The organism is Pseudomonas sp. GW821-FHT01C01 (assembly GCF_059422645.1).
In genome coordinates this window covers 165,700-187,764 of the sequence record NZ_JBWKXF010000007.1, presented here as the reverse complement: position 1 = coordinate 187,764, position 22,065 = coordinate 165,700, and the positions used below count along the sequence as shown (strand labels likewise).

Here is a 22,065-nt window from a genome sequence, read left to right as displayed (position 1 = left end):
CCGCTAGATTCCAGAGATCACAGATCAAGGCTTCGACATGACCACCGAGCGCAACACCCCGGACACCTGCGACGACCTGCTGCTGGACAACCAGGCCTGCTTCGCCCTGCATTCCACTTCGCTGATGATGACCAAGGTCTACAAACCCTTGCTGCAAGCGTTGGGGCTGACCTACCCGCAATACCTGGTGATGATGGTGTTGTGGGAACGGGACGGTTTGACCGTAGGCGAAATCAGCACGCGGTTGCTGACCGATCCTGGCTCGCTCACCCCGCTGCTCAAGCGCCTGGAGGCCGAAGGTGTGCTCAGCCGCACCCGCAGCCGCGAGGACGAGCGGGTGGTGATCGTCGAACTCACCGAACAGGGCCGGGCGTTGCGCGACAAAGCCCGTGATATTCCCCAATGCATCCTCGGCGCCAGCGGGATGACGCTGGAGCGCCTGCAAAACCTGCAAGCGGAGCTGCAAGAGCTGCGTCGTCACCTGCAAGACAGCCTGTAACTTCAAGACCACCACAAAACCAGTGTGGGAGCGGGCTTGCTCGCGAAGGCGGTGTGTCAGTCGACATAAATATCGAATGACAAGACGCCTTCGCGAGCAAGCCCGCTCCCACAGTTGCTTTGTGCTGTGCTATCGCCCCCCCCCCCACAAAAAGTCGCCTGTAAAACCTCCAGCCGCTCTAATTCATTAGTTTCAGCCAATCCTGCTTAACCGTTCGTCGGTCCTGGCAAATTTATTTTATTTTTTATATTGCGCACTAAACATTAGCGCGATACATTTATTTCGCACTTACTTAGCGCGCAAACATTTAGCGCAAAAACACAAACCCTGAACGAGGCTTTCACCATGCAAACTCTCTACACCGCAATCGCAACTTCCACCGGTGGCCGTGACGGTCGTGCGGTTTCCAGCGACAACATCCTCGACGTCAAACTCGCCACTCCGAAAGAACTCGGCGGTGCCGGCGGCGCAGCCACCAACCCTGAGCAACTGTTTGCCGCCGGCTACTCCGCCTGCTTCATCGGCGCCCTGAAATTCGTCGCCAGCCAGACCAAGCGCAGCATTCCGAACGACGCTTCGATCACCGCCCACGTCGGCATCGGCCAGATCCCTGGCGGATTCGGCCTGGACATCGACCTGCACATCAGCCTGCCGGGTCTTGAGCAAGCCGATGCACAAGCACTGGTCGACGCGGCCCACCAGGTCTGCCCGTACTCCAACGCCACCCGTGGCAACGTCGATGTGCGCCTGCACGTAACCGTCTAACCGCTGACCTACCAGGCCCGAACAGGAAATGAACATGAACACTTTCAGCAAAGTCTTGACCGGTACCCTTCTCGCCCTGTCCATCCACAGCGCATTTGCCGGCGACGTTGAACACAACACCCAGGCATTCCTCGATGTGCTGAATGCCGGCACCGGCAAGCCGATGGAGCAAATGACGCCTGCCGATGCCCGCGCCGTGCTGGTGGGTGCGCAGGCCGGGATGAAGCTGACGCTGCCAAAAGCCGATGTCAGCCAGAAGACGATTCAGGTCGACGGCCAACCGCTGAGTCTGACCATCGTCCGCCCGGCGGGGGTCAAGGGTGAGCTGCCCGTGTTCATGTTCTTCCACGGTGGTGGCTGGGTACTGGGAGATTTCCCGACCCATGAGCGGCTGGTGCGCGACCTGGTGACTGGTTCGGGTGCAGCGGCCGTGTTCGTTAACTACACGCCGTCGCCGGAAGCCCATTACCCGGTGGCGATCAACCAGGCTTACGCCGCGACAAAATGGGTGGCCGAGCACGGTAAAGAGATCAACGTCGATGGCAAACGCCTCGCCGTGGCCGGTAACAGCGTCGGCGGCAACATGGCGGCCGTGGTTGCGCTGATGGCCAAGGACAAGGGCACACCGGCGATCAAGTTCCAGGTGCTGTTGTGGCCGGTGACGGATGCCAACTTCGAAACCCCGTCCTATAACCAGTTTGCCGAGGGGCACTTCCTCACCAGGAACATGATGAAGTGGTTCTGGGACAACTACACCACCGACGCCAATCAGCGGAACGAGATCTACGCCTCACCACTGCGCGCAACCACCGCCCAGTTGAAAGGATTGCCTCCAGCGCTGGTACAGACCGCCGGTGCCGACGTGTTGCGCGACGAAGGCGAAGCCTACGCCCGCAAACTGGACGAGGCCGGCGTGTCGGTGACGTCGGTGCGCTACAACGGCATGATCCACGACTACGGTTTGCTCAACCCGGTGAGCCAGGTGCCAGCGGTGCGTTCGGCGATGTTGCAGGCCTCGCAAGAGCTGAAGGAACACCTGAAGAAATAACGCAGTACACAATGTGGGAGCGGGCTTGCTCGCGAAGGCGTCCTTTCATTCGATATTTATGTCGACTGACACACCGCCTTCGCGAGCAAGCCCGCTCCTACAGGGATTCATCGCTGAAAGGTGAAATTGCAGGCACAAAAAAGCCCGACTCAATGGTCGGGCTTTTTCATTCCTCAAGCAGTGCTTATTTGGCACGGCCTTTGTAGGAACCGCCTTCGCGGGTATCGATCTCGATCATGTCGCCGATTTCGATGAAGTCAGCAACCGACAGCTCGGTACCGTTCTTCAGTTTGGCAGGCTTCATCACCTTGCCGGAAGTGTCGCCGCGAGCGGAACCTTCGGTGTAGTCAACCTGACGCACGATGGTGGTCGGCAGCTCTACGGAAACCAGACGGCCTTCGAAGAACACGGCTTCGCAAACGTCGGTCATGCCTTCTTCCACGAATGGCAGAACGCTTTCGATGTCTTCGGCGTTCAGCTCGTACATGGTGTAGTCGGTGGTGTCCATGAACGTGTAGGAATCGCCGCTGATGAAGGACAGAGTCGCTTCTTTACGGTCGAGGATCACGTCGTCCAGCTTGTCGTCCGCACCGTATACGGTTTCGGTCTTGTAGCCGGTCAGCAGGTTCTTCAGCTTGGTCTTCATGATCGCGCTGTTACGACCGGACTTGGTGAATTCAGCTTTCTGAACCAGCCAAGGATCGTTGTCGATACGGATCACGGTACCGGGTTTGAGTTCTTTACCAGTTTTCATTGCGAATATCCGAATTTGGATGGGATTTACAAAAATCTAGGCCGCGTATCATATCCAATTTCCATAAAACTGTACCAGCGCCGTGGCAAGATCGGCCTGCAAGGCCTGTTCCAGACACCACGCCTCGGCGTGTTTTTCCAGCTCTGGCCAGTGTTTACGGGTGAATTGCCAGTGGTCGGCCATTTTTTCACCGGCGTTCCACGCCCGCCAAAGACCGCTGATTGCCTCCCGCGCAGGCGCAGATAACCCCTTTACATAGAGTTCGAGGAAGGCCTCGAGCTTGTCCAGGTGGATATCTTCTTCCTGCTGGTAAATGTGCCAGAGAAATGGCCGGCCTGCCCATTGGGCGCGCACAAAGGAGTCTTCGCCACGCACGGCATTGAAATCGCAGCACCACAGCAACCCGTCGTATTGGTCCTGACGGACGAATGGCAGCACTTGCACGGTCAAGGCATCACGCACATGCACGGCACCGGCCGTCAAACCCTGCACACCGAGCCAGCGTTCGACATCGCCGAGAATCCGCCCTTCCGGCACCAGCAGATGAGTAGGCGTCGGATCACCGGCCATCGCATCGAGCCAACTGGCCAACCCGGTGTTTTCGTAGGCAAACAATGAGATCAATTGCGCACCGGGCGCACGATCGATCCCTAAACCTTGCAGGAATTCTCTTTGGGCTTGCGGGTTCTGCTGAAATTGCCGACGTCGTTCAAGCAACCCGCGCTCACGTAACAACCCGCCGGTGCCCTTCTGGAACCCCGGAAAGAAAAAGAATTTCTGTACGCTTTTGTACTTCACCGAGGGCAAACCGTGGCAGCCGATCACCCAGTCCTCGGCGCTCAGATAGTCGAGGTTCATCCACAGCGGTGTCTTTTCCCGTTCGGCCATGGCATCCATATAGGCGCTTGGCAATTGGCAGGCAAATGCAGCAATCACCACATCGGCGGCTTCGGTCGGTTGCCACTCGGCTGGCCATTGGCGCACTTCGACCTCTTGCTGCCACTGCTGCGCAACGTGGATGTCGATTTCCGGGCACAGGCGCTCGAATGCTCGCAGATCATCGACCCATAGACGCACCGCCAGGCCATGTTCGGCCACCAGTTGCCGGGCCAGTCGCCAGGTCACGCCGATGTCGCCGAAGTTGTCGACCACGGTGCAAAAAATATCCCAGCGGGTTTTCATTTCAGGCATTCCAGGCTCCCGTTGGCAAAGGCGCCGATTGTCCGCATAAATTACCCCGTGCAGAAGAGCCGACGGCGATTATTCTTCATGCGACAATCGCCACTCGCCAGTGACCTTTCGCCAGGAAGCAACCATGCCCCACCGCCCCACTCCGCGCCGATCCTTCCCCATCAGCCTCAACGCCCTGCAACTGACCGGCAGCATCGCCCTCGGCATGTGGCTGGGATTCATTGCCATTGTGCTGACCTGCTGGCTCGCTTCCCACTTGTTGTTCAGCAAGCAACTGGCATCTGTTGCGGCCGCTGTGGAGCAACTGGCCAAACCGCCCGTGGCAGTGCAACCGGTACCGGACATTGCGCCGCAGAATCCACTGTTCGAGCAGTATGAAGAAAACCTGCGCAAGAACGAGCAGGCACAACGGCTCGATCAGGCGCGTAGCAGTAGTCGCAATCAGTCCAATCCGACCTGTCAGTTCTGGTTGCAACAGGACCGGACGATACCCAGCGAAAAAAGTCGCGCCAACGTCCTGCAATTCTGCGATTGATCATGAATAAGCATACCGTCCACCAACTGATTCTCGACAAGCTGCGGATCGATCTCGACATCGCCGAACGGGCCGCGCAAACCGCTTACGAAACCGCGACCCACGAAGAAAACATCGCCGAGAACAAGTACGACACCCTGGGGCTGGAGGCGTCCTATCTCGCGGCCGGGCAAGCCAGGCGGGTCGAGGAAATTCGCCAGTCACTGACCCTCTGCCAGAACATGGCCCTGCGCCCGTATGACGACCGACGAGGCATCGAAGTGGGCGCGTTGCTCGGACTCGAGGACGACAAGGGACGTGAACAATGGCTGTTTCTCGCCCCCGATGCGGCCGGGCTGAAGGTCGATCTGGTGGGACAACTGATTACCGTCATCACCCCCCGCTCTCCGCTGGGCAAAAGCCTGCTGGGCAAGTTCGAGGGCGATGAGGTGGAGATTCTGGTGGCGGGCGCTCGGCAACAGTTTGCTGTCACCGAGGTCGTTTAAGCAGGATTAATGAACGGGCAGTTCGACACCGTCGAACAGTTCTTCCAGTTCCTGCTTGTTGTGGCATTGAATCGCCTTGGCCATGACTTCGCGGGTCAGGTGCGGCGCGAATTTCTCGATGAAGTCGCACATGAAACCACGCAGGAATGTGCCGCGACGGAAGCCGATTTTGGTCACGCTGGACTCGAACAGTTCGCTGGCATCCAGCACCACCAGGTCGCTATCGAGCTTGGCGTCGACAGCCATTTTTGCCACGATGCCAACGCCCAGGCCCAGGCGAACATACGTCTTGATCACGTCGGCGTCGGCGGCGGTGAACACCACTTTCGGTGTCAGGCCACGATGACTGAACGCTTCGTCGAGTTTCGAACGGCCGGTAAAACCGAACACGTACGTCACGATTGGGTATTCGGCCAGTGCTTCGAGGGTCAGCTTCGACAGCTTGGTCAGCGGATGCCCCTGAGGCACGACCACACAACGGTTCCAGCGGTAGCACGGCATCATCACCAGATCACCGAACAGCTCGAGCGCTTCGGTAGCGATGGCGAAATCCACGGTGCCGTCAGCGGCCATTTCGGCGATTTGCATCGGCGAACCCTGGTGCATGTGCAGGGCAACGTCCGGGTATTGCTTGATGAAGTTGCTGATCACCGGTGGCAACGCATAACGCGCCTGGGTGTGAGTGGTGGCAATCGACAGGGTGCCTTTCTTCTCGTTGGAGAATTCCTGGGCGATCTGCTTGATGCTTTCAACCTTACGCAGAATTTCGCCAGCGGTGGTGATGATGCGCTCGCCGGCCGGGGTAACGCGGGTCAGGTGCTTGCCGCTGCGAGCAAAAACCTCGACGCCCAGCTCATCTTCCAGCAGACGGATTTGCTTACTGATGCCCGGTTGAGAGGTGTAAAGACTTTGGGCTGTTGCGGAAACGTTGAGGTCGTGGTGCGCCACTTCCCAGATGTAGCGCAATTGTTGAAGCTTCATATGAATCCCTCAAAGCAGGTAGACGCCACGGGCATCAGCGACGGTATATAACTATATTAATGGCACGAAGAATAAATCTAGAACTTTTTTATCAAATTGCCATTATTCGTGCTCTATAGATCCCCTTGGCGACGACGTTGCACCAGCGGCACCAGATAGACCGGCACCTTGGACAGTTGCAACACACGGGCGGCGGTTCGCCCCAGAGGCGTTTCCGCACCGGCACCATGGCTGTGACTACCTACGATCAATAAATCCACGGAGAGTTTCTGCGCCTGGTCCAGAATCACCTGCGACGGATCGCCCTGCAGCACCCGCACTGCCTGAATCCGCTCCAGGTCATGCTCCCCCTCGTCCCCCAGCTCTTCACGAAAACTGTCGAGCACCCGCTGCTCGATACTGGCAATCACCGTATTCAGGCCCTGACTGTGAAACTCATTCAGCGCCTGCTCATCGAGATAACTTTGCAGCACCGATTCGGCAAACAAACCCATGGGTTCAACCGCATGCACGACATACAAATTGGCATTGAAGGTCCGGGCCAGTTCCAGTGCATGCTGCATCACCACGGGCGCATACAGCCCGAGGTCCGTGGCATACAGCATCGAACGAATCATATGACCTCCTCGACTGCCAACATGGCGGAGATTTGATTCAGCTTAGCAGTGCCTTGGCGACTACGACGTCCGGCGCAACGCATTGAACGGCGGGCTTAAACCTTTTGCTCGTTGCTTATGCCATGAGGCACGTGACCGGTGGCGACGACTTCACGGGCCAACTCGCAGTGACCGGCCTGATCGTCGAAAAACACGTCGGCCGCGAAGGCCTCGAGAAAGGCCGACTTGGTCAGCCCGCCAAGGAATAGCGACTCGTCAAGACGAATGTCCCATTCACGCAACGTGCGAATCACCCGCTCATGGGCCGGCGCCGAGCGCGCCGTGACCAGCGCGGTACGGATCGGGCAGGCGTCATCCGGAAACTCACGCTGCAGCAGATTGAGAGCGGCGAGAAAGCCCTTGAACGGCCCACCGCGCAAGGGCTCACGGGCGGCCTCACGTTCGCTGGCCTGGAACGCTTCCAGACCACCGGCCTGATAAATGCGCTCCGACTCATCGGAAAACAGCACCGCGTCTCCGTCGAAGGCAATGCGTAACTCGTCGCTGGCCGCACGGCTGGCACCGCCCGACAGAATGGTCGCTGCCGCGAACCCGGCGTCCAGTGCATTGCGGACGTCTTCGGCGTGGGTCGAAAGAAACAGGTCGCAGCCAAAGGCCTTGAGATAGGGATACGGACTGCGCCCGCCGACAAAGGCCGCCCGGGAGATTGCCAGGCCGTAATGGTCAATCGAATTGAATACCCGCAGCCCGGTGTCGGCGCTGTTACGCGACACCAGAATCACCTCGACCCGGGCACGGCCAAGGCTGTTGTTGAGGTGCAGGAGTTTCTGCACCAGCGGAAAGGCATCGCCGGGCTCGAGGATTTCGTCTTCGTGTTCGATCTGATATTGCCGATAGGCTTCGACACCACTCGACAGGTAGACCTTGTGGCTTTCGCTCAGGTCGAACAGCGCCCGCGAAGAAATCGCCAGCACCAGCTTGTCGTCAATTGCCTTTGGCATGCCCTTCCCCCTCAGGTCGGTAGACTCAGGTGTTGCGTCGATCAATGAAACTCAAACTGCGATACAAGGCCTCGATGCGCGGCATCTCACAGCCCGCGGCCCTGGCTGCCGCCAGCGGCCGGGCATAAATCGCCGCCAGTTCCAGCGGCCGCTTGTGCAGGAAATCGTGGTGCATGCTCGGCCAGTAGTCGGGCATTTTTTCGGTCACCTTGAACAAGTGCTCGGCATACCCCGCCGGTACGTCGTGCCCGCAGGCGATTGCGCCTTGCACCACTTCTGCCATCAGCGCCTTGATCAGCTCGCGACTGTCGGCATCGGCCATCAATGGTGTGGTGCTCGCTCCCAGCAAAACCGAGAGACCGTTGTAGGGGATATTCCAGACCAGTTTTTGCCAGCGCGCCTGGTGCAGGTTCGCCATGGCCTGGGAATCGAGGCCGGCGCTGCGGAACAGGCCGACACCCTCCTCGACAATGGCGGCGCGCGTCGGCCCGTCGACGGCGGGACCGCTGTGATAGCCAACGTGCACTGCGCCTAGCGCTTGATGGGTGATGACGCCCGGCGCCTCACGATGGACGCAGATATAGCAGAGCCCACCGAGCACGTGCAGCGAGTCGGGGAGCAACTCACGCAGGCTGTCTTCGACGTCCAGGCCATTTTGCAACAGCAGCACTTTGGCGTTCGGTGCCGCAGCCTGCAGGATGGCGGGTGCCAGGTCGGCGTTGCTGGTGGTTTTCGCGCCCACCAGCAGCCAGTCGCAGGGCGGCATGTTTTCAGCGCTCGAATAAGCCTGTGCCGGGTTCAATGTCAGGGCACCGTGGGGCGCACTATCGACTCGCAACCCATGCTCGGCCACCGCGGAGAACTCACTGCGCAGCAGAAAATGCACATCAAAACCGGCACGCGCCAGCATCACCCCGTAGAAACCGCCGATTGCGCCGGTCCCGATAATGCCGATTGTCGGCCTGGCAACTGTCCCCATCATGGCAACTCCTCTGCTGTTCGACTCAGCGCCTGCCGCACGGCCCGATTGAGCTCGGTGTCGGTCAGACGCGATTTCAGTGCTCCGAAGAATTCGCCGTCGCGAACAACAAACAGCGCCGGCAAGTGAAAGACCTGATACCGCTCGACCACCCCTCCGTTGTTGCCGGCATCGATCCAGCACAGTCGATCGACTGCCAGATCGAGCGTCGGCAATTGCTCGCGGGCAAACCGGCAACTGGCGCAGCCGACACTGGTGAAAATAACCAGCGATACGCCGCTCATCGCCAGCAGCCGTTGGTCGGCGTCAAAATCGGTCAGTTCCAATTCGACCACTATACTGGGTGTAACAATGTCAGATGGCCGACACATGGAGTCTGTGTTCATGGGACGATTCATTCCTCACCCTGACGATGTGCCCGTCGAATTAACGTTGCTGAAACCTGAATGTATTTCGCGACGACAGCTGCACACTATCAGCCTCGGGGGCATGGCTTGCAATTATCACCGCGCGTGGCGCCACGGCACGGCGCTGGAAGTTCGCATGCCGACCGTGAATCCGGACGTGCGTTACCTGGGCTATGTCGCCTGGTGCCTGCGGCGCAAACGCGGTTATCTGGTGGGCATCGCCTTCGTCGACGAACAAATGCTGTTCAGCGCCCGGATGGGCGAGCAGGTGTGCCAGATCGAGCGCTACTGCCGCCTGCATGACACCCACGACGATTTGCAGGATATCCAGGCTCTGGCCCTCGAATGGGTCCAGGAGCATGCCGACGAGTTCTCTCAAGAATCAGTGCACAAGGCTTTTGCCCAGCCTGTGCTGGATTAGGCGCGTTGCCGACGGGTTTGCCGGTCACGTTGCGGAAACTGACTGAGAATGGCCCCTAAACCGGTGTCTGCCCATTGTCGAGCCACGGTGTAACGCGCTAAGGTTCGGCTCCCCGACGCGCTTAATTTGCTGTGCTCCGCCGCGCGGGTTCGCTGGCGGCCGGCACCCGTGACCTGACGAGTAAACGATGGCTGATTTACCGATCAACGACCTAAACGTCGCCTCCAACGAGACACTGATCACTCCCGATCAGCTCAAGCGCGATATTCCCCTGAGCGACGCCGCACTGCGCACCGTCACCAAGGGCCGCGAAGTCATTCGCAACATTCTGGATGGCACTGACCACCGCCTGTTCGTCGTCATCGGGCCTTGCTCGATCCACGACATCAAGGCCGCCCATGAATATGCCGAGCGCCTGAAGGTTCTCGCTGCCGAAGTGTCCGATACCCTGTATCTGGTCATGCGCGTGTATTTCGAAAAGCCACGTACTACCGTCGGCTGGAAAGGCTTGATCAACGACCCGTACCTGGACGACTCGTTCAAGATTCAGGACGGCTTGCACATCGGTCGCCAGTTGCTGCTGGACCTGGCCGAAAAAGGCCTGCCGACCGCCACCGAAGCCCTCGACCCGATCTCCCCGCAATACTTGCAGGACCTGATCAGCTGGTCGGCCATCGGCGCGCGCACCACCGAATCCCAGACTCACCGTGAAATGGCGTCCGGCCTGTCCTCGGCCGTCGGCTTCAAGAACGGTACCGATGGCGGCCTGACCGTGGCGATCAACGCCCTGCAGTCGGTTTCCAGCCCGCACCGCTTCCTGGGCATCAACCAGGAAGGTGGCGTGTCGATCGTGACCACCAAGGGCAATGCCTACGGTCACGTGGTGCTGCGCGGCGGCAACGGCAAGCCGAACTACGATTCGGTCAGCGTTGCGCTCTGCGAGCAGGCGCTGAACAAGGCGAAGATCAAGCCGAACATCATGGTCGATTGCAGCCACGCCAACTCCAACAAGGATCCGGCCCTGCAACCGCTGGTGATGGAAAACGTCGCCAACCAGATCCTCGAAGGCAACAAGTCGATCATCGGCCTGATGGTTGAAAGCCACCTGAACTGGGGCTGCCAGGCGATCCCGAAAGACCTCGCCGACTTGCAGTACGGCGTGTCGATCACCGACGCCTGCATCGACTGGACCGCGACCGAAAACACCTTGCGCAGCATGCATGCCAAGCTCAAGGATGTACTGCCTAAACGCGAGCGCAGCTGATCGCCTGATTGGCTGCACAAAAAGCGCACACAAAAAAACGCCGGGTAGAACCCGGCGTTTTTTTATGCATTCGTTTTATTGAAGGTCACTGGCTCAGCTTGGCAGCGTGCCGCTGGTGACGCTCCATGTAGCGCTCGACGTAGGAGCACGATGGAATGACCGTGTAGCCCATTTCGTCAGCGTACTCCAGCGCCTTCTCGGTCAAGGCTGCCGCAATACCGCGACCACGCAGTGCGTTGGGCACGAAGGTGCGATAGATATCCAGGGTCTGCTTCCCCAGATCCATATAGGTCAGATAGGCACGATGACCGTCCACACTGGTCTCGAACTGATGACCAGCCTGGTCATGGTGGATGGACAACGCCTCGCTCATCACTACTCCTCGCGGGTCTGGAATTCTGACCCCTACCTTACCGATGTTTTTCCGGCGAAGGAACATCTACGCCACCCCGTGCCTGAATGGACACCGAGAAGAGCTGCACCGATCTCGCGCTACCGAGCACGTACAAATAGTAGGCACCATTGACAGAAATGCTCAAGGTGCGCTCGTCATCATGCAGGTTGGCGGGTGCTGCTCCGGATCACGCAGGAATGGCTCGACCGAAGGTCACCCCGAGTCGATCGCCTGTACATTGCCGGATGTTGAGACTTAAGACGAGCGCCCGTTGTTAAAGTCACCTGAACATCGAGAAAGATATTGAGAGGTGCTACGCAAAAGCCGAACAAAAGTGTAGACGACTCCATATAGGCGGACTTTAGCCAGACTGAAAAACAGCGGTGTGCCGCAGGAACTTTTTCTTGCCAGTTCGCTCAGCCACGGGCCTTGCAGCTGGATATTTTTTAAACAATTCAGTTAAAAGTTGCTCGAAAAAGAATCAACGCCTACAATTTTTTTTGCTTCTTGCTTCACGTCAGTTTTACTTACTACAAGTAATGGGTAGTATGTACGCCGGCTATTTCCTCAATCGGAGGAGATAGCTACTTAATAGAAAGTCCTTGAAGGGGAACACGATGAACAACGTTCTGAAATTCTCTGCTCTGGCTCTGGCCGCAGTTCTGGCTACCGGTTGCAGCAGCGCATCGAAAGAAACCGAAGCACGTCTGACCGCTACTGAAGACGCAGCTGCTCGCTCCCAGGCTCGTGCAGACGAAGCTTACCGTAAAGCTGATGAAGCTCTGGCTGCTGCTCAAAAAGCACAACAGACTGCTGACGAAGCTAACGAGCGTGCTCTGCGCATGCTGGACAAAGCTAGCCGCAAGTAATAATCCTTCGGGATTGTTATCAAGCCGATCCATTTTTTGGGTCGGCTTTTTTATTGCCCGGGGTTTTCTCCAGGCAATAAAAAACCCGTCGACGCGGTCCGCGCCGACGGGTTCTTTGCAAGCTTACTGCATCGGGTCGACCGGAGTGCTCGACACCATCGGTGCAACGCTGTTGCCCGGCACAGCGATCTCCACTGGCAGGCCGTCTTCAGCGGCAACCACATCACGCACCACATCCCAGTTCATGCGCAGGTTGTTGGTGATGTCCTCGCGCTTGAGCATCGCATTGATGACCGCAGTGTGCTTGTCGACCACCGACGGGTTGCCCTTGTCGTCCAGCGGCGTATGCGCCTCCAGATAGACCTTGCCGCCACTCATGCCGAACTTGTACGGGTCGTTGATGATCCGCACCGACGTACCGACCGGCACCATGCCCGCCATTTCCAGCACGTTGTTGTTGAACATGCGGAAGCAACCGTGGCTGGTGCGCATGCCGATACCGAATTTTTTGTTCGAACCGTGGATCAGGTAGCCCGGTGTGCCCAGGGTGAACTTGAACGGCCCCAGCGGGTTGTCAGGGCCGGCCGGCACGACATTGGGCAGCGGATCACCGTCTGCTGCGTGCTCGGCCTTGATCGACGCCGGAGGCGTCCAGGTCGGGTTAGGTGTCTTGGCGGTGATGCTGGTGTGGGCAATCGGCGAGCCCCAGCCTTCACGACCGATACCCAGCGGGAACGTGTACACCACGTTCTTGCCTTTCGGGAAGTAGTAGAGACGGTACTCGGCCAGGTTGATCACAATGCCTTCACGCGGGCCTGGCGGCAGGATGAAGCGGGTCGGCAGAATGATTTCCGTGCCGACGCCTGGCAACCATGCATCGACTCCCGGGTTGGCCGCGACCATTTCCGTGTAGCCCAGATCGTAGGTGGTACCAAGGTCGGCAAAGGTGTCTTCGTATTTGGCCTTGATCACCTGTACCTGGCCGATGATGTCCTCACCGGGCGGTGGCAGGGGAAACTCCAATGCTGCAACGGGACCTGCCACAAAAAGGGCGGCAAGAGTCAGGCAGCGGGTGACGGCAGGAAAGCGCGGCAACATCCGGAAAATCCTTCGCATGATCAACAGAGGGTATAAAAACGCGATTGTACACCGCCGTCCGTTATTTCGGGGAGATCGCCCGATTGCAGGCAATGCAAGGCGATTTTGCGATTATCCTCGATCCCGCATTGGGTCCCCGGTTTTACTCGGGACTTGTGGCCACTGAAGATCCCTGTGGGAGCGGGCTTGCTCGCGAAGGCTTGGTGTCAGGCGGTAGATGTTTTGGGGAGTGTACATATCCGTTGCTGCGGTCATGGCCGCTTATGGTTCCGCTCTTACAGCGGGTCACTTTGGAAAAGCCCCAAAGTAACCAAAGGGCTCTTGCCCCTGACATTCGGTGCCTCGCCTGGGCTCGGCATGCCCTCGCTCCGGTCCTGCTCCGTGGGCCCGCCGCCATCGGCCATCCATGGCCGGGGGCGGCTAACCCGGCATCCATGCCGGGTTGCCCACTGCGCAGAACCTGCGCTCGGCCTCACGAGGGGGCGTACACCGCAAAAGCAAAGCGAGGCGGCCTACCGGCCGGCCTGGTTCTGATGCGCGCGTGTTTCCCTGTAGGAGTTGTCGAGTGCAACGAGGCTGCGATCTTTTGGACGTGATACATCCACAAAATTCCAGTCGGCTGTCGGGCCGTCTTCGCGAGCAAGCCCGCTCCCACAATTGGACCGAGTACATTCGGTAGAGCCAGGTCGGCTGGCAGGCCGCCTTCGCTGGCAAGCCAGCTCCTACAGAAGAGCAAAGGCAGATCCGTGTACCCCTACGCTCCTCACCACTCATCAGGCCGAGCGTTAGCTCGCCTGCAGCTCTTGATCTTGATCCACCCGCCCCCTCGGGAGGCTGAGGGGAGGTGTTCATCCGGGGGTGGGCGCGCAGCGCCGTTCGGCGAAGCCGAACACATCGAGAGGAGGTCGAAGCGAAGCCGACCGGAGGCGATGCCCCCGGATGAATGCCGGAGCGAAGGAACCCCGAGCCTCAGCGAGGGGCCGTACGTAAGGGGCGAGACCTTTTGGTTACTTTTGGGGCGTTTGCCAAAAGTGACCCGCTGTAAGAGCGGAACCATAAGTGGCCGTTACCGCAGCAACGGATATGTACACGGTCAACAAGAGACAGGCCGGCTATCAGGCCGCCTCGATTCCTGACAGATCAAAGCTCGAACCGCAATTCAGGCCAGATCGGCGAAGTACCCCGCTTCTGCGACTCAAGAATGGCCCGGCACAACGAACACAGCCGCTGGTCCTGAAAAACCCGGCGGTCGACACTCGACCAGCGAGGTTGTGCCGGTAACAGGCTACCGCACAAGGTCCGGTCCGCCGAGCCGCCCAGCTCCAGTTGACGAGTCACCAGATGCACCCGCACTTCCTGGCAGGCGAACAGATCCAGCTGCTCGTCAGGCTCGATCAGTTGATAGGCAAATAGTGACCAGGCGGGACGCGGCATCGGGGGCTCCAAATCGGGGGCGCCACCTTAGCCGAAAGCCTGCTTCTAGAAAAGTGTCATAACAACGGTTTTAGAGTAGGCCAGACATTTTCCAGCAACTTGTCCTGAGCCCCGGCCGCCGGGTGGATGCCGTCGGCCTGCATCAACTCCGGATGACCGCCCACGCCGTCGAGGAAAAACGGCACCAGCGGGATCTTTTTCTCATCGGCCAGGTTGCTGTAGACCTCGGCGAAGGCCTTGGTGTAACGCGCACCGTAATTGGGTGGCAATTGCATGCCGAGCAACAGCACTTTGGCGCCGCTGGCCCGGGAACTGTCGATCATCGCCGCAAGGTTTTGTTGCAATTGAGTCGGCAGCAAACCACGCAGGCCGTCATTGCCGCCCAACTCGAGGATCACCACTTCCGGTTTATGCTCTGCAAGCAGCGTCGGCAGGCGCGCCTGGCCTCCGGCACTGGTGTCGCCACTGATGGACGCATTGACTACTTTATCGTCGAAACCTTCACGCTTGAGCCGTTGTTCGAGCAGTGACACCCACCCCAGCCGGGTATCCAGCCCGAAACCGGCGCTGATACTATCGCCAACGATCAGGACTGTACCCGCCGCTGCGTTTTGGGCCATGCACATCAAGGCCAGGCCAGCACTCAAAAACCAGACACGCATCGGACTCTCCATGGGCGCAAGCATTCTCATCGCGAAGAACCTTAGCAAAGTGGTTCCCAGCGCGGAAGGTGAACTGACCATCCTGCACGAACTCAGCCTGGAACTGAACAAGGGCGATAGCCTGGCCATCGTCGGCGCTTCCGGCTCCGGCAAATCCACCCTGCTGGGCCTGCTCGCCGGCCTCGATCTGCCGAGCAGCGGCGAAGTCACTCTTGCCGGGCAAGGCTTGAGCAACCTCGATGAAGACCAGCGTGCGCGCATCCGCGCCGAGCACGTGGGTTTTGTGTTCCAGTCATTCCAGTTGCTCGACAGCCTCAATGCCCTGGAAAACGTCATGCTGCCGCTGGAACTCGATGGCCGCAAAGACGCCCGCGAACGCGCCACCCAATTGCTGCAACGCGTAGGCCTGGGCCAACGCCTGACTCACTCGCCGCGCCAGCTCTCCGGTGGCGAGCAACAACGCGTGGCGATTGCCCGCGCGTTTGCCGCCGAACCCGATGTGCTGTTCGCCGACGAACCGACCGGCAACCTCGACAGCCACACCGGCGAGCGCATCAGCGACTTGCTGTTCGAGCTCAACAAGGAGCGTGGCACGACCCTGGTGCTGGTGACCCATGATGAACGCCTGGCTCATCGCTGCCGGCGCCTGATCCGTCTTGAAGCCGGCCTGCTGGTCGCCCCTCTGGAGCCTTGATGGCACGTCTGCCGCTGTTGCGCCTGTTCAGTCTCGCCATCCGCCAATTGCTGCGCGATGCCCGCGCCGGTGAGCTGCGCGTGTTGTTTTTTGCTTTGCTGGTGGCCGTGGCCGCCAGCACCGCCATCGGCTATTTCGGTGCCCGCCTGAACGGCGCCATGATGCTGCGCGCGACCGAATTTCTCGGTGCCGACCTGCTGCTCGAAGGCAGCTCGCCTGCGCGGCCCGAACAGATAGGAAGCGGCACCGAACTGGGACTGGAGCATGCGCAGGTGGTGGAGTTTTCCAGCGTCATCGCCACCGACAACGGCATCCAGTTGTCCAGCATCAAGGCGGCCGATGATGCCTACCCGCTACGCGGCGAACTGAAAAGCGCGCCCGCCCCGTTCGCCACGGAAACAGCCGGTGGCGGACCGCAACCCGGTGAAGCCTGGGTCGAGGCACGCCTGCTGACAGCCCTGAACCTGAAGATCGGCGACAACATCGATGTCGGCATGAAAACCCTGAAACTGGCGCGGGTGCTGACGTACGAACCCGACCGCGCCGGCAATTTCTACAGCCTGACGCCGCGAGTACTGATCAATCTCGGTGACCTTGCAGCAACAGGCGTGGTGCAACCCGGCAGCCGGGTCAGCTATCGCGAATTATGGCGAGGCAATGCCCAGGCACTCGAGACGTATCGGCAACGGATCAAACCGGGACTGGCCGCCAACCAGCGCTTGCAGGACGCCCGCGACGGCAACCGGCAGATCGGCGGTGCCCTGGGCAAGGCCGAACGCTACCTGAACATGGCCAGCCTGGTGGCGGTGTTGCTGTCCGGCGTGGCGGTGGCGCTGTCGGCAACCCGCTTCGCCACCCGCCGCTTCGATGCCAGTGCGTTGCTGCGCTGCCTCGGGCTGTCACGCCGGGAAACCATGGTCTTGTTCAGCCTGCAACTGACCGTGCTCGGGTTGCTGGCCAGCATCAGCGGCGCCTTCCTCGGCTGGCTCGCACAACTGGGGTTGTTTGCCCTGCTGCATGACTTGCTGCCGACCGACGTGCCTCCGGGCGGACTGTTTCCAGCCATCGCCGGGATCGGCACCGGACTGGTGGCACTGGCCGGTTTCGCCTTGCCGCCGCTGGCGGCTCTGGGTCGGGTTCCGCCATTGCGCGTGCTGCGCCGGGACATGCTGCCGATCCCTTCCAGCACATGGATGGTTTACGGCGCAGCGCTGGGTGCCCTCGGCCTGATCATGTGGCGCCTGAGCCTGGACCTGATATTGACCTTTGCCCTGCTCGGCGGTGGCGTGATTGCAGCGCTGGTGCTGGGCGGTTTGTTGTTGCTGCTGTTGAAGAGTCTGCGGCGCATGCTCGCTCGTGCGTCCTTGCCCTGGCGCCTGGGACTCGGTCAATTGCTACGTCATCCGCTGGCGGCCGCAGGCCAATCCCTGGCGTTCGGCCTGATTCTGCTGTCGATGGCGCTGATCGCCTTGCTACGCGGCGAGTTGCTGGACACCTGGCAAAACCAGTTACCCAAAAACGCACCGAACTACTTCGCGCTGAACATCCTGCCGGCGGACAAACAGGCCTTCACCGATCACCTGATCGCCGTGTCGGCACAATCGGCGCCACTGTACCCGGTAGTGCCGGGGCGCTTGATCAGTATCAACGGCGAGCCGGTGCAGCAAATCGTCACCAAAGAATCGGCCGGCGACCGGGCGATCCAGCGCGACCTGAGCCTGACCTGGGCCGCGGACCTGCCGCCGGGCAACAAGCTCACGGCCGGTAATTGGTGGAACGAACAAACGCTGGACGATGTTCCCGGTGTGTCGGTGGAAGGCAAGGTCGCTGAAAGCCTGAAAATCAAGCTCGGCGATCAGCTGGTTTTCAGCGTTGGCGGAGTCAATCGCGAGGCGAAAGTCACCAGCCTGCGCGAAATCAACTGGGACAACTTCCAGCCGAACTTCTTCATGATCTTCCAGCCCGGCACCCTGAAGGATCTGCCAGCGACGTACCTGACCAGTTTCTATCTGGCATCCGGTCATGACCAACAGATTGTCGACCTGTCCCGCGCCTTCCCGGCGGTGACGATCCTGCAGGTCGAAGCCCTGCTGGAGCAACTGCGCAGCATCCTCGCCCAGGTGACCCTGGCGGTGGAGTACGTGTTGTTGTTTGTGTTGGCGGCGGGGATGGCGGTGCTGTTCTCCGGCCTGCAAGCGACGCTGGACGAACGCATTCGCCAGGGTGCATTGCTGCGGGCACTGGGCGCGGAGCGACAGTTGCTGGTCAAGGCTCGACGCATCGAGTTCGGTTTGCTTGGTGCGGTCAGCGGTTTGCTGGCGGCACTGGGGTCGGAACTGGTGAGCCTGGTGCTTTACCGTTATGCGTTCGACCTGCCGTGGCATCCGCATCCATGGCTGTTGCTGCTGCCACTGATTGGCGCCGTGCTCATTGGGGGTGCCGGGGTGTTCGGCACCCGTCGGGCGTTGAACGCGAGCCCGCTGACAGTCCTGCGCGAGGGTTGATAAACACTGCCTCACCACAGGAAGCTGTCATGAGCCGGCACCGCGCTGATCCCCCCGAGGGTGAAGCGCGGGCACTCGGAAACAGTAGCCATACTCAGAAACGCATTCTATTTTTCGTAAAAAATTTCGTTAATCCACCACAACATTTCTCCGCCCGGGGTATGAACAATGGCCTCGTCGCCCACCTCCTTCTTCAAAAGTGCACGCGCCATCGGCGAATCGATCGAAATGTAATCGTTACGGCCGTAGATTTCGTCGTACCCCACCACTCTGAATTTCTTGATTTCACCCGCCTCGTTTTCGATCTCGACCCAAGCCCCGAAAAAGACCCTTCCCTCCTGCTCGGGCGAATACTCGACAACCCGTACATCCTCGAGCCTTTTTCGAAGGTATCGGACACGCCGATCAATCTCTCGAAGCAGCTTCTTGTTGTACTGGTAGTCAGCATTTTCACTTCGGTCGCCCAGCGAGGCGGCCCACGTGACTTTTCGAGTGGTGTCAGGACGTTTCTCTCGCCAAAGGAAGTCGAGCTCTTGTCGCAAAGCCTCGTGCCCTTCTTTTGTGATGATGTTGGTACTCAAGTCGGGTTTCTCACTAACGATTATCTCAAGCAAGGCTGGATGGGGGTCGCGAATTACCGGTTTCATACCCGGCGCCAAAGCGATCTCTTCGAGCATTCCAATGCGACGAGTATCATAGCTTCAGCCGGAATCGTTCAGAATGTTTTAATGGATAGCGCATTCGGGGGCGCGGCAATCCGACGACCTGATGCCCTCTGGCGTTTTGCCTTCCATTCGAATGATCTGCAATGGGCGGGGCCGAATATCCTCCAGCAACAAGCTTGATCGCTCTCGCTCATTGATAGCTCGGAGTACCTGTATCAAATACATCAATTTGAGGGGCTCTGGCCATGGGTATAACCGCACTGATGGGCATCTGGTCTGGCTGATCATCCGTGGTGTGTAGTCCACCCGTGAAGCTTTCGGATCGCTGTACAGTGAACTACTGTCAGTCATGGGTGTGGTGCCCATAGGCTTGCCCATCTTCAGTATCGTTTTGATTGAATGTGAAGCGCTTCAGCTCAACATGCCAATCTCCAGATTTCCGTTGAATTGCAGGGATTCCAACCCACCGTTCACGATGATCAGGGAACCAAATCGATGATAAAAGACGCAAAGGTCGAATCAGAAAGCGAGACTTTTATCGCGCAGGAGACTGACGCTTCGGTCGAACCTGCCCCTGTTTCCGATGTGGTTCGCAATGGAATCTGGCATACACGGATCAGGGGCCAGGCGCGCGAACTGAGTCGCTCGACCCAGTTTGTCATTGTCGCCGCGGTGATCCTGGGACTTACCATGTTCTTCGTCGGCAACTTGGTGAGCGAACGAATAGAAAGTGCCGCGGTACACAGCGCAGCAGAAGCAGGCGCTCAGTACATGGATACGTTTCTGGAACCCTATGTGCAGGAGATGAGCCGGAACAATGAGCTCTCCGCTGCAAGTGTCCAGTCCCTGGACCGCCTCACGGAAAGTCGTTCGCTAAAACATCACATTGTCTCGATCAAGATCTGGCGAGCGGATGGCACGGTGGTCTACGGCACGAATAAAGCCATCACCAACCGCAAATTCCCATTGGATGAGATCACCGAGGCACTCAAGGGCAATGTGGTCACCGACCTTAAAGACCTGGACGAGGATGAGAACGAGTTCGAGCGCGAGCTTAACTTGCCGCTCTATGAGATCTACGCACCTCTGCGGGATTCAAGCTCCGGGAAGATCATCGCGGTGGGCGAGTTTTATGAAAAGGCCGATAGCCTGAAGCGCGAGGTCGATCGGGTCCGACAGCAGGTGTGGATTGTCGTTGGCGCCGCGACGCTGGCAATGCTGACGCTGCTTTTCTTCATCGTGCGACGCGGTGACAAGATTATCCAGCGACAACAAGTGGCACTGCGCTTACGGCTGCAGGAGCAAACCCGTTTGCACATCAGCAATGCCCAACTCCAGCGCAAGATAGCGACGGCGACCCAAGAGTTTTCCCGCATCAATGAACTCACCCTGAGGCGCATTGGTGCCGACCTGCACGATGGGCCGGCGCAGTTACTGACCTTGATTCTGATCCGGCTCGACGACTTGGCCGAAAACTGCTCCGCTGTCGATCAGGAGTCGCTGGAAACCATTCGTGGTGCCGCCACCGACGCATTGCATGAGGTCCGCGATTTATCACGAGGTCTGGCACTTCCGGAAATTAACGACTTGAGCCTGGTGGAAGAGTTGCAACTAGTGGCGCAACGGCACGAGCAACGCACTGGCACCAAGGTCAAATTAACGCTGGGGCTGCTACCGGAGGCCGCGCCACTGCCGCTCAAGCTCTGTTTGTACCGTTTTGTGCAAGAAGCCCTCAGCAACGCTTACCGTCATGCCAACGGCGAAGGTCAGGTCATCCAGGCGGAATACATTGATGAAGTATTGAACATCAGCGTCAGCGACAGTGGTCCGGGCATCGCGGCGGACGCCATGCTGCAAGAGGCATCTGGCAGAACCCGATTGGGGCTCGCCGGTTTGCGCTATCGCATTGAATCTCTGGGCGGGTTGTTCAGCATCGACTCCTGCGCCTCTGGTACATCGGTAAATGCACAGTTCAAATTCTAGTCAGGAGTCGCTGCGGGCATCCATTTGTGTTTTCCCTGCGCCGAGGTGAAGTCGCTCGACAGCTTCGCGCTCCCTGTAATGACGTAGAGCCGTGACCGCTTCGACACGATTTCGGGCGTGCAATTTCTGCATCACACAGCCCATGTGGTGCTTGACGGTTTTTTCGCTGATCAACAGCTTCAACGCAACCTCCCTGTTGGTCAGCCCATTTGAAACTTCACGAATGACCTCCTCCTCGCGATGGGTCAGATCAAACTTATGAATTTCCGCTTCGCGTTTTTTGCTGTTCCTCAGCAGTTTGTTGGCAAACTCGGGGGTGATATACGTCTCCCCCTTGGCAACCGACCTGATCGCCAGGACCAGCTCCGGTCCGCTGACACCTTTCAATACATACCCGCGCGCACCGGCCTCCAGCGCCAAAACGGCATCATCTTCGGATTCTGAAACCGTCAGCATCAACACCTTTACATCCGACAGCTGAGTGGAAATGAACCGCACCACGGCGAAAACATCGCCGGGCATATTGACGTCCATCAACATCACGTCCGGACGCACCCTCTGGGCAATATCCCTGGCATCTTCCGCATTGGCGCCCTGCTCCACGACCTGAAGATCCGCCCGCTTTCTCAACGTGTTGGCAACGCCCTCACGCAACATCGGATGATCGTCGGCAATGCCGATGCGAATGAATGGACTCATGACGCGCTCCCGGAAGGATTAGCACTCGAACACTTATTGATTAATAGCAGGTAACCCGGGATGTCGCCGGTCGCCGGTCGTATGTCGCAGGCTCCAGGTGTTCGGAAATCAGACTT

24 protein-coding genes are annotated in these 22,065 nt (G+C 58.9%); 11 read left to right on the top strand and 13 right to left on the bottom strand.

The window, feature by feature from the left end:
* Positions 1–37 precede the first annotated feature (37 nt).
* The 3 genes from AC07XF_RS07610 to AC07XF_RS07600 all read left to right on the top strand — a co-directional run bounded on the left by AC07XF_RS07610 (position 38) and on the right by AC07XF_RS07600 (position 2,312).
* Complete coding sequence (locus AC07XF_RS07610; RefSeq protein WP_495026019.1) at positions 38–499, top strand: MarR family winged helix-turn-helix transcriptional regulator; 462 nt, start codon at positions 38–40, stop codon at positions 497–499.
* A 345-nt stretch (positions 500–844) separates the two neighbouring features.
* On the top strand, positions 845–1,264 hold the full coding sequence (locus AC07XF_RS07605) for an organic hydroperoxide resistance protein (protein WP_046031808.1): 420 nt from the start codon (positions 845–847) through the stop codon (positions 1,262–1,264).
* Between the two features lie 34 nt (positions 1,265–1,298).
* Complete coding sequence (locus AC07XF_RS07600; protein ID WP_495026018.1) at positions 1,299–2,312, top strand: alpha/beta hydrolase; 1,014 nt, start codon at positions 1,299–1,301, stop codon at positions 2,310–2,312.
* A 184-nt stretch (positions 2,313–2,496) separates the two neighbouring features.
* Here the strand turns inward: AC07XF_RS07600 and AC07XF_RS07595 are convergent, their stop codons facing one another.
* Entirely contained in the window at positions 2,497–3,066 is a 570-nt protein-coding gene (locus tag AC07XF_RS07595; RefSeq protein ID WP_007955690.1) for an elongation factor P, read from the bottom strand.
* Between the two features lie 48 nt (positions 3,067–3,114).
* Positions 3,115–4,257 carry an elongation factor P maturation arginine rhamnosyltransferase EarP gene (earP, locus tag AC07XF_RS07590; RefSeq protein ID WP_495026017.1) on the bottom strand — a complete coding sequence of 381 codons (1,143 nt, stop codon included), beginning with the start codon at positions 4,255–4,257 and terminating at the stop codon, positions 3,115–3,117.
* 124 nt (positions 4,258–4,381) lie between these two features.
* Here earP and AC07XF_RS07585 point away from each other — a divergent pair, with 124 nt between their 5' ends.
* Both AC07XF_RS07585 and AC07XF_RS07580 read left to right on the top strand, forming a co-directional pair.
* Complete coding sequence (locus AC07XF_RS07585; protein ID WP_495026016.1) at positions 4,382–4,792, top strand: hypothetical protein; 411 nt, start codon at positions 4,382–4,384, stop codon at positions 4,790–4,792.
* Positions 4,793–4,794: 2 nt separating this feature from the next.
* Positions 4,795–5,277, top strand: a complete 483-nt coding sequence (locus AC07XF_RS07580; protein ID WP_495026015.1) for a GreA/GreB family elongation factor — start codon at positions 4,795–4,797, stop codon at positions 5,275–5,277.
* A gap of 6 nt (positions 5,278–5,283) precedes the next feature.
* On the opposite strand, the gene cysB is transcribed toward AC07XF_RS07580, so the two are convergent.
* The 5 genes from cysB to AC07XF_RS07555 all read right to left on the bottom strand — a co-directional run bounded on the left by cysB (position 5,284) and on the right by AC07XF_RS07555 (position 9,241).
* Positions 5,284–6,258, bottom strand: coding sequence for an HTH-type transcriptional regulator CysB (gene cysB, locus AC07XF_RS07575; protein ID WP_007983537.1), 975 nt, complete (start codon positions 6,256–6,258; stop codon positions 5,284–5,286).
* Between the two features lie 113 nt (positions 6,259–6,371).
* On the bottom strand, positions 6,372–6,875 hold the full coding sequence (locus tag AC07XF_RS07570) for a universal stress protein (protein ID WP_008023285.1): 504 nt from the start codon (positions 6,873–6,875) through the stop codon (positions 6,372–6,374).
* A gap of 95 nt (positions 6,876–6,970) precedes the next feature.
* On the bottom strand, positions 6,971–7,876 hold the full coding sequence (locus AC07XF_RS07565; protein WP_495026014.1) for a 5'-nucleotidase: 906 nt from the start codon (positions 7,874–7,876) through the stop codon (positions 6,971–6,973).
* A 25-nt stretch (positions 7,877–7,901) separates the two neighbouring features.
* Complete coding sequence (locus AC07XF_RS07560; RefSeq protein ID WP_495026013.1) at positions 7,902–8,858, bottom strand: putative 2-dehydropantoate 2-reductase; 957 nt, start codon at positions 8,856–8,858, stop codon at positions 7,902–7,904.
* Entirely contained in the window at positions 8,855–9,241 is a 387-nt protein-coding gene (locus AC07XF_RS07555; protein WP_116264777.1) for a thioredoxin family protein, read from the bottom strand. The genes AC07XF_RS07560 and AC07XF_RS07555 overlap by 4 nt, the downstream gene beginning before the upstream one ends.
* Between AC07XF_RS07555 and AC07XF_RS07550 the strand changes: the two genes are divergently transcribed.
* Both AC07XF_RS07550 and AC07XF_RS07545 read left to right on the top strand, forming a co-directional pair.
* Entirely contained in the window at positions 9,240–9,683 is a 444-nt protein-coding gene (locus AC07XF_RS07550; RefSeq protein ID WP_495026012.1) for a PilZ domain-containing protein, read from the top strand. The genes AC07XF_RS07555 and AC07XF_RS07550 overlap by 2 nt on opposite strands.
* Before the next feature lie 187 nt (positions 9,684–9,870).
* Positions 9,871–10,947, top strand: a complete 1,077-nt coding sequence (locus tag AC07XF_RS07545) for a 3-deoxy-7-phosphoheptulonate synthase (protein ID WP_495026011.1) — start codon at positions 9,871–9,873, stop codon at positions 10,945–10,947.
* A gap of 85 nt (positions 10,948–11,032) precedes the next feature.
* Here the strand turns inward: AC07XF_RS07545 and AC07XF_RS07540 are convergent, their stop codons facing one another.
* On the bottom strand, positions 11,033–11,320 hold the full coding sequence (locus AC07XF_RS07540) for a GNAT family N-acetyltransferase (protein ID WP_150812280.1): 288 nt from the start codon (positions 11,318–11,320) through the stop codon (positions 11,033–11,035).
* A gap of 638 nt (positions 11,321–11,958) precedes the next feature.
* Here AC07XF_RS07540 and oprI point away from each other — a divergent pair.
* Positions 11,959–12,210: an outer membrane lipoprotei OprI gene (gene oprI / locus AC07XF_RS07535; RefSeq protein ID WP_003199355.1), complete on the top strand. Its 252-nt coding sequence runs from the start codon at positions 11,959–11,961 to the stop codon at positions 12,208–12,210.
* A 123-nt stretch (positions 12,211–12,333) separates the two neighbouring features.
* Here the strand turns inward: oprI and AC07XF_RS07530 are convergent, their stop codons facing one another.
* The 3 genes from AC07XF_RS07530 to AC07XF_RS07520 all read right to left on the bottom strand — a co-directional run bounded on the left by AC07XF_RS07530 (position 12,334) and on the right by AC07XF_RS07520 (position 15,404).
* On the bottom strand, positions 12,334–13,308 hold the full coding sequence (locus AC07XF_RS07530) for a L,D-transpeptidase family protein (protein WP_495026010.1): 975 nt from the start codon (positions 13,306–13,308) through the stop codon (positions 12,334–12,336).
* A 1,140-nt stretch (positions 13,309–14,448) separates the two neighbouring features.
* Positions 14,449–14,742: a hypothetical protein gene (locus AC07XF_RS07525; protein ID WP_003226812.1), complete on the bottom strand. Its 294-nt coding sequence runs from the start codon at positions 14,740–14,742 to the stop codon at positions 14,449–14,451.
* 56 nt (positions 14,743–14,798) lie between these two features.
* Positions 14,799–15,404, bottom strand: a complete 606-nt coding sequence (locus AC07XF_RS07520) for an arylesterase (protein ID WP_495026009.1) — start codon at positions 15,402–15,404, stop codon at positions 14,799–14,801.
* Between the two features lie 10 nt (positions 15,405–15,414).
* Between AC07XF_RS07520 and AC07XF_RS07515 the strand changes: the two genes are divergently transcribed.
* Both AC07XF_RS07515 and AC07XF_RS07510 read left to right on the top strand, forming a co-directional pair.
* Positions 15,415–16,098 carry an ABC transporter ATP-binding protein gene (locus tag AC07XF_RS07515; RefSeq protein WP_495026008.1) on the top strand — a complete coding sequence of 228 codons (684 nt, stop codon included), beginning with the start codon at positions 15,415–15,417 and terminating at the stop codon, positions 16,096–16,098.
* On the top strand, positions 16,098–18,602 hold the full coding sequence (locus tag AC07XF_RS07510; protein WP_495026007.1) for an ABC transporter permease: 2,505 nt from the start codon (positions 16,098–16,100) through the stop codon (positions 18,600–18,602). Before AC07XF_RS07515 ends, AC07XF_RS07510 begins: the two co-directional genes overlap by 1 nt.
* A gap of 107 nt (positions 18,603–18,709) precedes the next feature.
* Here the strand turns inward: AC07XF_RS07510 and greB are convergent, their stop codons facing one another.
* Positions 18,710–19,183 carry a transcription elongation factor GreB gene (greB, locus tag AC07XF_RS07505; RefSeq protein WP_495026029.1) on the bottom strand — a complete coding sequence of 158 codons (474 nt, stop codon included), beginning with the start codon at positions 19,181–19,183 and terminating at the stop codon, positions 18,710–18,712.
* Between the two features lie 579 nt (positions 19,184–19,762).
* On the opposite strand from greB, the gene AC07XF_RS07500 reads away from it, so the two are divergent.
* A complete protein-coding gene (locus AC07XF_RS07500; protein WP_495026006.1) occupies positions 19,763–21,250 on the top strand; it encodes a sensor histidine kinase in 1,488 nt (495 codons plus the stop codon).
* Here the strand turns inward: AC07XF_RS07500 and AC07XF_RS07495 are convergent, their stop codons facing one another.
* Positions 21,251–21,949 carry a response regulator gene (locus AC07XF_RS07495; RefSeq protein WP_495026005.1) on the bottom strand — a complete coding sequence of 233 codons (699 nt, stop codon included), beginning with the start codon at positions 21,947–21,949 and terminating at the stop codon, positions 21,251–21,253. It lies immediately after the preceding gene.
* Positions 21,950–22,065 lie beyond the last annotated feature (116 nt).

Coding starts and splice junctions, on each gene's coding strand:
- AC07XF_RS07610 (WP_495026019.1), top strand. CDS start 38: ATGACCACCGAGCGCAACACCCCGGACACCTGCGACGACCTGCTGCTG.
- AC07XF_RS07605 (WP_046031808.1), top strand. CDS start 845: ATGCAAACTCTCTACACCGCAATCGCAACTTCCACCGGTGGCCGTGAC.
- AC07XF_RS07600 (WP_495026018.1), top strand. CDS start 1,299: ATGAACACTTTCAGCAAAGTCTTGACCGGTACCCTTCTCGCCCTGTCC.
- AC07XF_RS07595 (WP_007955690.1), bottom strand. CDS start 3,066: ATGAAAACTGGTAAAGAACTCAAACCCGGTACCGTGATCCGTATCGAC.
- earP (WP_495026017.1), bottom strand. CDS start 4,257: ATGCCTGAAATGAAAACCCGCTGGGATATTTTTTGCACCGTGGTCGAC.
- AC07XF_RS07585 (WP_495026016.1), top strand. CDS start 4,382: ATGCCCCACCGCCCCACTCCGCGCCGATCCTTCCCCATCAGCCTCAAC.
- AC07XF_RS07580 (WP_495026015.1), top strand. CDS start 4,795: ATGAATAAGCATACCGTCCACCAACTGATTCTCGACAAGCTGCGGATC.
- cysB (WP_007983537.1), bottom strand. CDS start 6,258: ATGAAGCTTCAACAATTGCGCTACATCTGGGAAGTGGCGCACCACGAC.
- AC07XF_RS07570 (WP_008023285.1), bottom strand. CDS start 6,875: ATGATTCGTTCGATGCTGTATGCCACGGACCTCGGGCTGTATGCGCCC.
- AC07XF_RS07565 (WP_495026014.1), bottom strand. CDS start 7,876: ATGCCAAAGGCAATTGACGACAAGCTGGTGCTGGCGATTTCTTCGCGG.
- AC07XF_RS07560 (WP_495026013.1), bottom strand. CDS start 8,858: ATGATGGGGACAGTTGCCAGGCCGACAATCGGCATTATCGGGACCGGC.
- AC07XF_RS07550 (WP_495026012.1), top strand. CDS start 9,240: ATGGGACGATTCATTCCTCACCCTGACGATGTGCCCGTCGAATTAACG.
- AC07XF_RS07555 (WP_116264777.1), bottom strand. CDS start 9,241: ATGAACACAGACTCCATGTGTCGGCCATCTGACATTGTTACACCCAGT.
- AC07XF_RS07545 (WP_495026011.1), top strand. CDS start 9,871: ATGGCTGATTTACCGATCAACGACCTAAACGTCGCCTCCAACGAGACA.
- AC07XF_RS07540 (WP_150812280.1), bottom strand. CDS start 11,320: ATGAGCGAGGCGTTGTCCATCCACCATGACCAGGCTGGTCATCAGTTC.
- oprI (WP_003199355.1), top strand. CDS start 11,959: ATGAACAACGTTCTGAAATTCTCTGCTCTGGCTCTGGCCGCAGTTCTG.
- AC07XF_RS07530 (WP_495026010.1), bottom strand. CDS start 13,308: ATGTTGCCGCGCTTTCCTGCCGTCACCCGCTGCCTGACTCTTGCCGCC.
- AC07XF_RS07525 (WP_003226812.1), bottom strand. CDS start 14,742: ATGCCGCGTCCCGCCTGGTCACTATTTGCCTATCAACTGATCGAGCCT.
- AC07XF_RS07520 (WP_495026009.1), bottom strand. CDS start 15,404: ATGCGTGTCTGGTTTTTGAGTGCTGGCCTGGCCTTGATGTGCATGGCC.
- AC07XF_RS07515 (WP_495026008.1), top strand. CDS start 15,415: ATGGGCGCAAGCATTCTCATCGCGAAGAACCTTAGCAAAGTGGTTCCC.
- AC07XF_RS07510 (WP_495026007.1), top strand. CDS start 16,098: ATGGCACGTCTGCCGCTGTTGCGCCTGTTCAGTCTCGCCATCCGCCAA.
- AC07XF_RS07500 (WP_495026006.1), top strand. CDS start 19,763: ATGATAAAAGACGCAAAGGTCGAATCAGAAAGCGAGACTTTTATCGCG.
- AC07XF_RS07495 (WP_495026005.1), bottom strand. CDS start 21,949: ATGAGTCCATTCATTCGCATCGGCATTGCCGACGATCATCCGATGTTG.